Origin of the sequence: Rossellomorea sp. FS2, from assembly GCF_047915635.1 — a bacterium.
Taxonomy (GTDB): Bacteria; Bacillota; Bacilli; order Bacillales; family Bacillaceae_B; genus Rossellomorea; species Rossellomorea marisflavi_A.
Genome location: NZ_JBLRVS010000004.1, coordinates 41,160 through 52,964 on the forward strand (window position 1 = coordinate 41,160; position 11,805 = coordinate 52,964).

The following is an 11,805-nucleotide window of genomic DNA, read 5'->3' on the forward strand; positions in this document are numbered from 1 at the left end:
TCAACCCTCTCCACCTGTTTTTTAATGCTGTTTACTATGTAAACAAATCCACTTACAAACTACCCTTCTATTGGTAGAATAAACATGATTTTCTGGAGAGGTATTCCTCCTAACCTATTATTTCCATAGAAAAAAAGGCATCTTCCAAAGATGCCTCCTTCCGTTCATCCTCTATTCATTCTTCATCGATTCTTCATCGATCATTCATGATCCCTTATCCATTCTACAGGGCCGGATACAAGGGTTCCCTTTGGCACCGTGATGTAAACGGCGTCGGTGCCGATGGAGGATTCAAACGATTCACCTCCAAAAGCGGTCACACCTTTAAACTGATTGGTCACAAAAGAGCCTGTGTACTGATTGATGACGATCTTCTTCTCGGGCTGACTTTTCACTGTCAGGACCCCATCTTTAAATGCTATCTTTGGAGAAGGTACTTCGCTCGTGATATCCAGATTCTGAAGAACGCTCCGGGATACAATATGCTTTACCGTAATTTCATCTGATTTCCCCCGGTCGTCTACAATGATGAAAGGGTCGCCGTCTTGCCATCCCATCGTTTTGACATCGAACGATTTTTCCTTACCGGGGAAGTTCCATTCTTTTTGCAAAACAGCTGTTGGCACCTGTTCAATGGTGCCGTCCATCAGGCCGGTCATAAATCGGTTGTAGTCTTTTTCATTTGTATAATCAGCTGCTGCATACCTTGTGTCCTTCATATGGTCAGGCAAGAATACGAATACGAGGATGGAAGCAACCAGTATGATCCCATATACCAGCAAGATTTTTTCCGGTAAGATCCGTTTGCCTAACCCTGCAACCTTCGTCTTTTTGAGAGAAAAACCAATAAGCACTGCAAGTAGGGCGATGATGAAGATGGGGAGTATAAGGCCAAGGACCATCATGATTTCACCTCCAAGCGATTTCCTGTTATCAGGTTCACCGCGAAAAGCGGGAGGCTGACGAGCAGGAACTTTCCAACGAATAGACTGAATGAGGTCTCATCCAAAAAGAAGAGGAAAAGATCTTCTGTTAAGAATCGGACGCCCAACATAAATGAAGTGGTCATGGGGACGCCGATGACTATGGCAGGAATGATGAAGAGGAACAGCTTATTCATCTGAACCAGCATACCGCACGTATACCCTGAAAGGGCGAACAATATCAGGTACATACAAGTTCCAAGGATTCCTTGAATCGTCGGTGCAGCCCCCTCAAAAATAAACGCTGCATCCCGGAACAAAATCAACAGATCACGGAGTAAATAATCTGCACCGATCGCTGTGAGTGCCCCGATGATGGATATGATCAATAGACACAGCAGTGATGAAACCTGACTGGTCAGCCTGTTACTAACCATTAAAAAGTCACTGTATCGATACGCCTTCGTCGTGATGACGATGGCCGTCATGAATGACCAGATCATCGTGAAGACCAGGATCAGGTTCCCGGAATACCCGTTCACCTCGAAGGAATAGCCCATGGAAGAGGATCCGACCGACCCACCGGTGCTCCCGAGGGATAGTAAAAGCGCGACAACTTGAACAATGATCATCGATGTATAAACCCCTCTATAAGCTTTCAGCTTGTATCGAAGCTGTTTCATGACGATGCTCCAAAAGTCTGCCTTAGCGATAGACATCATCGATTCCCCCTTTTCCCCTTCCTGTGATGTACACACATGCGTCTTCTGCCGCTACTTCCCTGACCGCAAACGTTTCAGGGATGCGCCCTTCAAGCCGGTCCCCTCTTACAGCAGCAAGTGCCAGGTGAGGGGTGGTGGATTTCATGTGCAGCACGTCCTGCGCGGAAGCCCACTTTTCCAGTTCTTCTTTCGGTCCGCTCACTTCGATGACAAGCTGCCTGATTTCATCAACACTCTTATGAAGGCACAGCCCGCCGTCCTTCATGAGGAGGATGTTCTCAATGAGATCCTCCATCTCGGTCAGGAGATGACTGGAGAGGATCATGGTTCTCGGATGGGCGAGATAATCCTTCAGCATCATGCGATAGAAGTCTTTCCTGACGGCTGCGTCCATCCCCGTGACGGGCTCATCCATGATAGTCAAGGGGCAGCGTGCAGCAAGGCCGACAATGACGTTGAAGGTGCTTTTCATGCCTTTGGACAGCTGGCTATGATACGCTTTTCCGTCAAGGGAGAAATGGGCCATCAGCTTCCGGGCGATCTCCATATCCCAATTGGGATAGAAGGTCTTCATGGCATGGAGGATTTCCTTCAGGTTCAGATAAGGGGAAAAGGTCATTTGGTCATCCACATAGATACTGTTGGCGGATACCTTCAAGGAATTGAAGGGAGTTTCTTCAAAAATGCGGATTTCTCCATCCGTCGGCTGTATGAATCCGGCCAGGAGCTTCAATAAAGTCGTCTTCCCTGCGCCATTCCTTCCGATCAAACCCGTGATCACATTCTCCTCGATCGTAAATGTCATCTGGTTCACGGCCTTCTTCCCACCATACAACTTTGAGACACGATTGCACTCGATGACACTCACTCTTCATCCCCCCTTATCATTTCTTCCCTGATCAACCGGATCAGTTCGTCTTCCGATACATTCAGATACTCAGCTTCCCTCACCAGATTCCCGACGAGTTCCGCAAGAGTCTCATTTTTTCTCTTCATCAAGATGATGTTCTTTGCCTTTTCTGATACAAACATACCCAGCCCCCTTTTTTTGTACAGCACTTCTTCATCTACTAATAGCGATAGTCCCTTTCCTGCCGTGGCCGGATTAATATTGAGCATGTCGGAAAGCTGATATTGTGAGTAAACTTTCTGATCTGCTTGTAGGGCATCAGAAAGGATCTCCGTTTCGACCCATTCGGCAATCTGGACGTAAATCGGCTTCGAACTGTTTGAATTTAAGATCAAGAGTGCATTCACCTCTCCCTGCCATAGTGCATTACTGATGTAATGTACTATATACCGATTTACGTTGTTTTGCAATAGGTACAGAGGAATTTTTTTCAAACTCACTTGCCAACGTAACATTGTTCTGCTATTCTGAATACAGATACAGCGTAACAATGTTTTGTTACAAGGAGGTTGAGTATGAGTGAAGAACTGATTTCCAAACGTGAAGTCCTCGATATGACCGGCATTTCCTACGGACAGCTCTACCGGTGGAAAAGAAAGAACATCCTCCCTGAAAGCTGGTTTATCAAAAAGTCCAGCTTCACGGGACAAGAAACCTACTTTCCAAAGGAGAAAGTGCTCGAACGCATACAAAAGATCAAAGAGCTGAAGGATGACCACTCCCTCGATGAGCTTTCAGCGATCTTCTCTCCTGATTCGTCCACCATCCAACTGAGTGGACAGCAGGTAAGGGAACTGAACCTGATACCGGAAGATCTCTGGAACTTGTTCCAAGCAAGGGAAACCTTTACCGGTCAGGATCTGCTGCACGGCAAGATTTTGCACATTGCCAAAGAGGAGGGCGTGGAGAAAGAAGCATTGAAGGAGCTGGTCTCCTTTCTGGAATCTTCCCCTCCTCCCCTCGACTACAGGCTCATCGGCATGAGCAAAGGCTCGGGATGGATGTGGATGCAGCTTCCCGGTGACAGTAAGTGGGTCATGGAAGAATCCGTGAAAGCCGTGGAGATGGACATCGGTTCGTTGATGGAACAAGTGAACGGCAGCATTGCAACAAAGTGAAGATATTCTAAGGAGGATAACGATGAGTGCAGCTCAAACGAAATTATATGACTTGAAGATCAGTGGAAGCGGGACATCGGGAGGCGGGACATTCAAAGATGTGAAAATTAGCGGAAGCGGAAAGATTCATGGCGACTTATCCTGCAAGGATTTCCATATGTCTGGTTCGGGTAAGGTGGATGGAAAAGTGGATGCGGAACATATGAAAACGAGCGGCTCTTCCGTGTTTTCAGGCGACATCCAAACAGGGACCTTCATCGTAAGCGGTTCTTCCAAATGTAACGGGAATCTTACAGCACAAGAAGTTGACATCAGTGGTTCGGTGAAGATCGCCGGTGATTTATTCGCACAGACGCTCGAGAGCAGCGGAGCATGTAAAGTGGACGGAAGGATCCAGGGGCAGTCCCTTGAGACAAGCGGTTCCCTCAAGGTCGGCAAGGACTGCGAAGTGGAAAGCTTCACTTCTTCAGGCTCCGTCCATATTGACGGATTGCTGAATGCGGATAAGATTGATATCAAGCTGCATCATCACTCCTCCATCAAGGAAATCGGCGGCGAAACAGTGGTGGTCAAACAGAGCCGCACGGGGAAATTCTTCAAGCAGGTGGTCAATTTCTTCACACAAAAAGATGAGTTCCTCCACTGTGACCTCATTGAGGGGGATCTCATCACCCTGGAAAATACTAAAGCAAAGCTCGTTCGCGGGAAGCACATCATCATCGGAGAGAATTGTGAAATTGAAAACGTGGAATATTCCCATGAACTAGACACGAAAGAAAATGCAAAGGTCATGCGTTCGACCAAGATTTAACAACCAAGGCTCCGGGCTCTCCGGAGCTTTTCTTGTTCCCTTTACCTGTTTTTAACAAAAGTCCTTATGTACATTCTGAATCTTCTGCTATATTAATAGATATATAGTATATTTCCCTGTTGGAGGTACACATGACCCGCCTGACTGAGCATCTTATCGTCGTATCATTTGACTGCCTGTCTTCACTGGATTATCCCCTTTTGCAAGAGCTCCCACACTTCAGCCGCCTGCTCGATGAAGGGGCATTATGCCGGAATGTGCGCACCATTTATCCATCGGTCACCTACCCTTGTCATGCATCGATCGTGACGGGTAACTATCCGAAGCGTCATGGGATCATCAATAATACGCTCATCCAGCCGGGACGCCCTTCGCCCGACTGGTACTGGCACCGCTCTCACATCCAGGGAACCACCCTCTACGATGAAGCAAAGGCAGCCGGGCTTACAACGGCCGCCCTTCTATGGCCCGTCACTGCGAAAGCAAACATCGATTACAATCTTCCCGAGATATTCGCCAACCGTCCGTGGCACCACCAGATCATGGTTTCACTCATGAATGGGACCCCGCTCTACCAAATGGATCTTCAACGGCGATTCGGTTCAATAAGGAACGGTCTTGAACAACCCGCTTTGGATGATTTTGTACTGGAATCCGCTATCCATACGATCCGTACGAAGAAGCCAGGCCTGACACTCATCCATTTCACCGACCTTGATACGATGAGGCACTATCACGGATTCTCTTCCAAGGAAGCCCTTGATGCCATCCACCGTCATGATGATCGCCTGGGAAGGATCATGCATGCACTGGATGAAAGCGGATGTGAGTATACGTTGATTGCATTGGGAGATCACAGTGCACTCGACGAAGATACGGCCATCCAACTGAACGTTTGCTTCAAGGAGCAAGGGTGGATCACATGTAATCAAAAGGGGAAAGTGACCGATTGGCAGGTTTATGCTAAGGGGTGCGACGGCTCATCGTATGTTTATGTGAGAGACGAAGGGCTTATGGATAGGGTACACCGATTGTTGCGAGCGCTTCAAAAAGAAGGTGGAATCGAAGAGATCTTCACGGGATATGAAGCGGGACTCATGGGTGCAGATGGGAGTGCCGCATTCATGCTCGAGGCAGAGAAGGGCTATTACTTCAAGGACTTTACCGAGGGCGACTTCCTTCATCGCATCACCCCTCAAGATGTCCAGGATCGCAACTATACATGGGGTTCTCATGGTTACTCCCCTTCCAAGGAACAGTACGGGACGATGTTCATGGCCATGGGCAACGGAATCAGAAAGACGGAAATCCCATTGATGAATCTTGTGGATGAGGGTCCTACCATGGCACGCCTCCTCGGCCTTGACCTCGGGGATACAGATGGGGTATGCCGACATGAATTACTGGATGCAGTGAACATTGAACAGGAGGACGGAAAAGGATGAAAAAGTTCACAAAAGAAGAGAATAGTTGGATCCTTTATGATTGGGCGAACTCAGCCTATTCCATCATCATCTCCACGGCCGTTTTCCCGCTTTTCTTCAAGGCAGCCGCTACAAGTGCAGGAGTGAGCTCCGTGGACTCCACGGCGTATCTCGGCTACACCATTGCCATCGCGACGTTCATTTTGGCCATGCTCGGTCCGATATTGGGCACGATTGCTGATTACGAAGGCTACAAGAAAAAATTCTTCACCTTCTTCTTCACCCTGGGTATCATCTTTACAGCTTCCCTCGCCTTCATTCCAGGGGAGCAGTGGATCCTCCTCCTCATCTTTTACACGGTTTCCACCGTGGGATTTGCGGGAGCCAACGTATTTTATGATGCCTTCCTCACCGATGTAACAAGCGAAGACCGGATGGACCGTGTTTCTGCCAGGGGCTATGGGCTCGGTTACATCGGAAGCACGATCCCGTTCATCATCGCCATCGCCATCATTGTGCTCGCCCAGAGCCAGGTCATTCCCATCGCCGTCGACACGGCCAGTGGCATCGCCTTTGTGATAACAGCGATATGGTGGGGAATCTTCACCATCCCTCTCCTCAAGCATGTCAAACAGCACTATTTCATCAAACGCGAAAAAAACCCCGTTGCGAAGAGCTTTAAACGCCTCGGTAAGACCTTTAAAGAAATCCGGAAATACAGAGCCCTTTTTCTATTCCTGTTGGCTTATTTCTTTTATATCGATGGAGTCGGTACGATCATCACCATGTCCACAGCCTATGGAAGTGATCTAGGCATCACTTCTACCAACCTGTTGATCATCCTGTTTGTCACCCAGGTGGTGGCAGGGCCATTTTCCATCCTTTACGGAAGACTTTCAGAGAAGTTCACGGGGAAGAAAATGTTGTACGCAGGAATCATCGTCTATATCGGCGTCTGCATCTACGCCTACTTCCTCGAAACGACCCTTGATTTTTGGATTCTCGCCATGCTTGTCGCCTCCTCTCAGGGGGGTATCCAGGCACTGAGCAGATCTTATTTTGCCAAGATGGTCCCTAAAAAGAACGCCAATGAGTTCTTCGGTTTCTATAATATCTTCGGGAAATTCGCTTCGATCATGGGGCCATTGCTCGTGGCCGTGACGTCCCAGGTGACAGGGCAGTCTAACAGCGGGGTGTTCTCCCTGGTGATCCTCTTTGTGATCGGGATTGTCATCCTCGCCTTCGTACCTGAGCCTAAGGAAGAATCCGTCGATCGCTCCGCCATCATCTGATAGAAAAATCCGGCCGAAATCACTTCGGCCGGATTTTCTTATTAGAACTTCGGAGCAGCAGCTTTGGCTTTTTCAATGGCATCCGCTTTAATTTCCTCGGCTTTATCCGGCATGGCCGCATGCCCTTCGACAAAAATCCCTTCAAAAGACGGGACGCCGAAAAATTGCATGATAATCCCAAGATATCGGTGACCCATCTCAAGCTCGGCCTGGGGCCCATGGGAATAGATGCCTCCCCTTGCCTGGATGTGGATCGCTTTCTTGTCCGTCAAGAGACCGACAGGACCATTCTCGGTATATTTGAATGATTTCCCTGCGACGGCAACCGAGTCTATATATGCCTTCATGACCGGTGGAAATGAGAAATTCCAGAGTGGCGTGACGAACACATATTTATCGGCTTCCACGAACTGCTTGGAAAGCTCATTCAGGCGGCTTACCTTTGTCTGCTCATCCGGGGACAGATCTCCTCCGGACTGGAGTTTCCCCCATCCACTGAAGACATCGGCATCAATGGCCGGGATATGTTCCTTATAGAGATCTAGATGGGTGATCTGGTCATCCTGATGGCTTTGCTGGTAGGACGTGATGAACGCTGAAGCAACCGCCATGCTGTAAGATTGGGTTTCATCATGCGGGTGTGCGGTGATATATAGAACTTTTGCCATTTTTGGGACCTCCTCCTTATTGCTCTCTTCTCTAAGGGAGAAAGAACCTCCATAGTTTTCGCCTTTTACACTCGTTTATCCCGTTTTTTGAAAAAGAGCGACCCCGGGATTTTGTACCCGGGGTCGCTCTTTTTCATTCTTCCGATCCGTATGGATTACCTGAAATGCTTTTCCGCATCTCTTCTGTCAAGACGAAGGGTTCCTGTACCCCTTCGCCTTCCTTGCTTACCGGGTGACTCCCATCAAAATGCAATGGTTTTCCTTCCATCTGATTGCACCTCCGTTATCATCGCTCTCATCCCCGGGTGACTGATTCTTAATACCTACTTCTCCCTTTTACAACTTTTTCCCTTTTTTATACTGATAATATTTATTTTCAAGGTCAATGATCCGTCCGGCATGTGATTCATGTGCGCTGCGTTTTGTTTCATCCACAAGCTTTTCAAGATATACCCTGCACTGCTTCGCTCCCCTTACTAACAGAGGGACGCCGACTGCATCAAGCCCGAGTCCCCGGGCTAAAAAACCGCCCGCGGTCATGACCGGGGGCACAACGGGGGAAGTGTTGGAAAAGATGATCTTTCCGTCACGATCATAGCGGGAAAGAAGCATCTTGCTTACATCTTTCATGGCGGGGAGCACATACTTAGAAGACCTTTTCCCTATCGTATATACATCATGACCGTCATGATCCGTTCCCTTGAAAAAAAGATGACCGGCATCTTTTTTCTTCAGCTGATTGAAGTCAGGGATGGAAAGGATTTCTTCATCGGTCCACTCTCTATCAGGCAGCAATCTCAGGTGGATCGCTGCAGCCATGGAGGTCGTGTGGGTCCCTCCGAAATCATGGTAAATAAAAATCATCTCATCACCCTTACCGATCGTCTTTTTATCAGTATGGGCCTTTTCCTTCTTTTTATCCCCCGGCTGCACCCGCTCCTCCTGCGGCTCCGGCCGGTGTCCTTTGACCGAGCTCCTGATCGAGGACCAGCAGGGCGGCTGAGTTGTTACCGGCAAGCGTCAACCGGTCTACAATCGTTTTGGACTGAGCTTCTTCATCGACCTGCTCACGGAGGAATTCCTGAATGATGATGGCAGACTGTTGATCATTCTGGGCGGCGTACTCATAGGCTTTCCGGTATGCATCCGTGACGAAACGTTCGTGCTCCAATACCTTCTGGAAGGTTTCGAGCGGTGTCCCGAATGTCTTCGGCTGTGCAGGAAGAGCCGCCAGTTCCACCACACCTCCACGATCGGTCAGGTAATCGATCAGCTTCAATAAGTGCGTCCTTTCTTCTTCCGATTGGACACGGAGCCAATTGGCCATCCCTGTGTAATTTTGATTGGCAAGGTAAGCAGACATAGCAAGGTACAGGGTGGTAGAGACATGTTCAATCTGAATCAGGTTATTGATAAGTTTTTGCATCTGTTCGTTCATGATTTTATTCCTCCTTTGTTCATTCCGGACTCATGCCCATTACATTAATATATATAGGGGATGGAAGCAGGATATGAACAAATAACCTTGAAGATTCGTTGGGCATATACTGTACAGAATGAGAAAGGGTGGATGATATGAACATCTATGCAATCAGGAATCAAAGACCTGTCCACGGCGGAGGCGGTCACGTCAACTGGGGCAATGGCTCGGCCAGCTGGCATCACGGCGGCGGATGGAATACAGGAGGTTGGAACCACGGTGGAAATTGGGGACCGGGTTGGAATCATGGTTGGGGATATCCCGGTGCAGGTTTTGCCGCCGGAACGGTCACCGGTCTTGCCGTCGGGACAGCTGCATCACCAGGACCCTACCCAGTCCCCGTGCCCGCTTACCCATATCCCTATCCCTATCCTTACCCGTATCCATACCCTTATACAGTGCAGTAGGCTGTCGGCCGGTCATTTGCCGGCCTTTTTTCAATTCGGGAAAATGGGATGGGGATGGTTTTAGTGCTATAATAAGTGGGCAACATACTGCTTGAGAGAAGAATACAGGAGGAACCATTATGGATTTATCATTTTCATCCGAAGCCATCATTGCGCTGTTGAAGATCATCGCCATTGACATCATCTTATCTGGCGATAATGCCGTAGTCATCGCGATGGCAACGAGAAGACTTCCAAAAGATCTGCAGAATAAAGCTATCTTCTGGGGCACAGGCGGCGCAGTCATACTAAGGATATTATTTGCAGCTATCATTGTTTATCTTTTAAAGATCCCTTATGTCCATCTACTCGGAGGAATCCTTTTACTGTGGATCGCCTATAATGTCCTCGTCGAGGATGAAGGCGATGCCGATATCAAATCGCATTCCAAACTGGGACAGGCCATCGGGACCATCATCCTTGCCGATGCAGTCATGAGCCTCGATAATGTCGTGGCAGTGGCAGGAGCCGCACATGGTCATATCGGCATGATCGCCCTCGGGGTTTTCATCAGCATCCCGATCATGATCTTTGGCTCGAAACTCATCGTCAAGGTCCTTGAAAAGTATCGTTGGATCGCCTATCTCGGTTCTGGGATCCTAGCCTATACGGCTGGGGAAATGATCGTCGGGGATGAAAAGTTCCTGAAGTTCCTGAATCTTCATGAAGGTGCTACGACCATGACGATCACCATCGCCCTCACCATTGCCATCCTTTTGATCGGCTTCCTCGTAAATAAGCGCAGATCTTCTAAACGTGAGAATCAATATGGGTAACTAAAAAAAATCCAGACACCTGTCTGGATTTTTTTATGACTTCCGGTCATTTCCCTACCATCTTTTTAATCAACTCACGATTCCGCTTTTTGAATACTTCATTGTGGGATGACACCATTCCGGACTTGTCTGCATCGGGGGAAATGAAGCTCTTTGCACGGTTGACGGCATTCGCTGCGTCCTGAAATGCTCCTGCAATCAAATGGACCTTCCCTTCATGCTTCAAGATATCGCCTGCCGCGTATAATCCTTGCACGGATGTTTCGCTCACGGCATTTCCTTTCAAATAAAAGTCATCCAGCATTTCGATTCCAAGGGAACTATCTTTCAAGAGGGATGAGTCGATTTCGAACCCGTGATTGACGATGACGTCATCGACCGACACGATGGTTGTATTTTCCGTCTCTACATTCATCAGCTCCACCTTCTCGATCTTCTCCCCATCTTCAGAACCGATCAAGCGCGTGATGGTTGTGTTGAATAGGCAATCGGCCGAGCTGTTCATGAGCTGGGAGCATTGGGCTTCATGTCCTGTGAAGGAGGCCTTCCTGTAAGTGACCATGACCTTCCCTGCCACAGGCTCTAACTCATTCGCCCAATCAACAGCCGAATTCCCGCCTCCCGAGATCAAGACGGTCCTGCCCTTGAATTGTTTGAGGGATTTCACTGTGTAATGAAGGTTGGACACCTCGAACCGCTCTGCGCCTTCAATCTTCAATTTTTGAGGATTGATGATTCCGCTCCCCACCGCCACGATCACCGTCTTGGACAAATGGACATCACCCGAGTCTCCTTCGAGGATAAAGATCCCCTCCGGATCCTTCCTGATGGAAGAAACCTTTTCATTGAGTACGACGGTCGGATCAAATGTAAGACCCTGCTTCACGAGTTGCTTGATCAGGTCGGCTCCGGACAAAGGAGTAAGGCCCCCGACATCCCATATCATTTTCTCAGGATACACATGGATCTTTCCTCCCAATCGCGGCTGGGACTCAATCAACTTCGTTTTCATTTCCCTCAATCCACTATAGAAAGCGGAATATAGACCGGCTGGTCCTCCGCCGATTATCGTGACATCATAGATCTCCTTCTCACTCATCCTAATCCCCCGCTATCTAAATGATTATCATTCTCAATTACATCCTACCTCTTTTCAACCGCTTTGACAACCAATTTTCTATTGACAATGGGCAAAAAGGAATATACGATGAGTATTAGTTGACACTGAGAATCAT

The 11,805-nt window shown here is 48.4% G+C and carries 15 protein-coding genes; 6 read left to right on the forward strand and 9 right to left on the reverse strand.

Annotated features, from left to right (window positions below; all coding sequences use genetic code 11):
- Window positions 1-200 precede the first annotated feature (200 nt).
- From ACNA6I_RS10855 to ACNA6I_RS10870, 4 genes are read right to left on the reverse strand one after another with little or no spacing between them, the layout of a single operon-like run.
- Window positions 201-905 carry a hypothetical protein gene (locus ACNA6I_RS10855; RefSeq protein ID WP_048012519.1) on the reverse strand — a complete coding sequence of 235 codons (705 nt, stop codon included), beginning with the start codon at window positions 903-905 and terminating at the stop codon, window positions 201-203.
- Entirely contained in the window at window positions 902-1,645 is a 744-nt protein-coding gene (locus tag ACNA6I_RS10860) for a hypothetical protein (protein ID WP_148795812.1), read from the reverse strand. Before ACNA6I_RS10860 ends, ACNA6I_RS10855 begins: the two co-directional genes overlap by 4 nt.
- Window positions 1,629-2,513 (reverse strand): ABC transporter ATP-binding protein, encoded by an 885-nt coding sequence (locus ACNA6I_RS10865; protein ID WP_148795814.1) that lies wholly within the window; start codon window positions 2,511-2,513, stop codon window positions 1,629-1,631. Before ACNA6I_RS10865 ends, ACNA6I_RS10860 begins: the two co-directional genes overlap by 17 nt.
- Complete coding sequence (locus tag ACNA6I_RS10870) at window positions 2,510-2,890, reverse strand: GntR family transcriptional regulator (RefSeq protein WP_416313288.1); 381 nt, start codon at window positions 2,888-2,890, stop codon at window positions 2,510-2,512. Before ACNA6I_RS10870 ends, ACNA6I_RS10865 begins: the two co-directional genes overlap by 4 nt.
- A gap of 180 nt (window positions 2,891-3,070) precedes the next feature.
- Here ACNA6I_RS10870 and ACNA6I_RS10875 point away from each other — a divergent pair, with 180 nt between their 5' ends.
- The 4 genes from ACNA6I_RS10875 to ACNA6I_RS10890 all read left to right on the forward strand — a co-directional run bounded on the left by ACNA6I_RS10875 (window position 3,071) and on the right by ACNA6I_RS10890 (window position 7,200).
- On the forward strand, window positions 3,071-3,673 hold the full coding sequence (locus tag ACNA6I_RS10875; RefSeq protein WP_148795818.1) for a DUF4004 family protein: 603 nt from the start codon (window positions 3,071-3,073) through the stop codon (window positions 3,671-3,673).
- Window positions 3,674-3,695: 22 nt separating this feature from the next.
- Entirely contained in the window at window positions 3,696-4,484 is a 789-nt protein-coding gene (locus ACNA6I_RS10880; protein ID WP_148795820.1) for a polymer-forming cytoskeletal protein, read from the forward strand.
- Window positions 4,485-4,615: 131 nt separating this feature from the next.
- Window positions 4,616-5,929: an alkaline phosphatase family protein gene (locus tag ACNA6I_RS10885; protein ID WP_416313289.1), complete on the forward strand. Its 1,314-nt coding sequence runs from the start codon at window positions 4,616-4,618 to the stop codon at window positions 5,927-5,929.
- Window positions 5,926-7,200 carry an MFS transporter gene (locus ACNA6I_RS10890; RefSeq protein WP_148795824.1) on the forward strand — a complete coding sequence of 425 codons (1,275 nt, stop codon included), beginning with the start codon at window positions 5,926-5,928 and terminating at the stop codon, window positions 7,198-7,200. Before ACNA6I_RS10885 ends, ACNA6I_RS10890 begins: the two co-directional genes overlap by 4 nt.
- A 41-nt stretch (window positions 7,201-7,241) precedes the next feature.
- Here ACNA6I_RS10890 and ACNA6I_RS10895 read toward each other — a convergent pair whose 3' ends face one another.
- From ACNA6I_RS10895 to ACNA6I_RS10910, 4 genes are all read right to left on the reverse strand, one after another.
- On the reverse strand, window positions 7,242-7,868 hold the full coding sequence (locus ACNA6I_RS10895; protein WP_048012527.1) for an FMN-dependent NADH-azoreductase: 627 nt from the start codon (window positions 7,866-7,868) through the stop codon (window positions 7,242-7,244).
- Between the two features lie 133 nt (window positions 7,869-8,001).
- The gene (locus ACNA6I_RS10900; protein ID WP_262370530.1) at window positions 8,002-8,136 is read right to left on the reverse strand and encodes a hypothetical protein; all 135 of its coding nucleotides are present in this window, start codon (window positions 8,134-8,136) and stop codon (window positions 8,002-8,004) included.
- Between the two features lie 68 nt (window positions 8,137-8,204).
- Complete coding sequence (locus tag ACNA6I_RS10905) at window positions 8,205-8,801, reverse strand: DUF3189 family protein (protein ID WP_316247149.1); 597 nt, start codon at window positions 8,799-8,801, stop codon at window positions 8,205-8,207.
- Window positions 8,785-9,306 (reverse strand): ferritin, encoded by a 522-nt coding sequence (locus tag ACNA6I_RS10910; RefSeq protein ID WP_048012528.1) that lies wholly within the window; start codon window positions 9,304-9,306, stop codon window positions 8,785-8,787. Before ACNA6I_RS10910 ends, ACNA6I_RS10905 begins: the two co-directional genes overlap by 17 nt.
- A 137-nt stretch (window positions 9,307-9,443) precedes the next feature.
- Between ACNA6I_RS10910 and ACNA6I_RS10915 the strand changes: the two genes are divergently transcribed.
- Both ACNA6I_RS10915 and ACNA6I_RS10920 read left to right on the forward strand, forming a co-directional pair.
- Window positions 9,444-9,755, forward strand: coding sequence for a hypothetical protein (locus ACNA6I_RS10915; RefSeq protein WP_082140691.1), 312 nt, complete (start codon window positions 9,444-9,446; stop codon window positions 9,753-9,755).
- 119 nt (window positions 9,756-9,874) lie between these two features.
- The gene (locus ACNA6I_RS10920; protein ID WP_048005002.1) at window positions 9,875-10,570 is read left to right on the forward strand and encodes a TerC family protein; all 696 of its coding nucleotides are present in this window, start codon (window positions 9,875-9,877) and stop codon (window positions 10,568-10,570) included.
- Window positions 10,571-10,616: 46 nt separating this feature from the next.
- On the opposite strand, the gene ACNA6I_RS10925 is transcribed toward ACNA6I_RS10920, so the two are convergent.
- Window positions 10,617-11,669: an NAD(P)/FAD-dependent oxidoreductase gene (locus ACNA6I_RS10925; protein WP_048012530.1), complete on the reverse strand. Its 1,053-nt coding sequence runs from the start codon at window positions 11,667-11,669 to the stop codon at window positions 10,617-10,619.
- Between the last annotated feature and the right edge of the window lie 136 nt (window positions 11,670-11,805).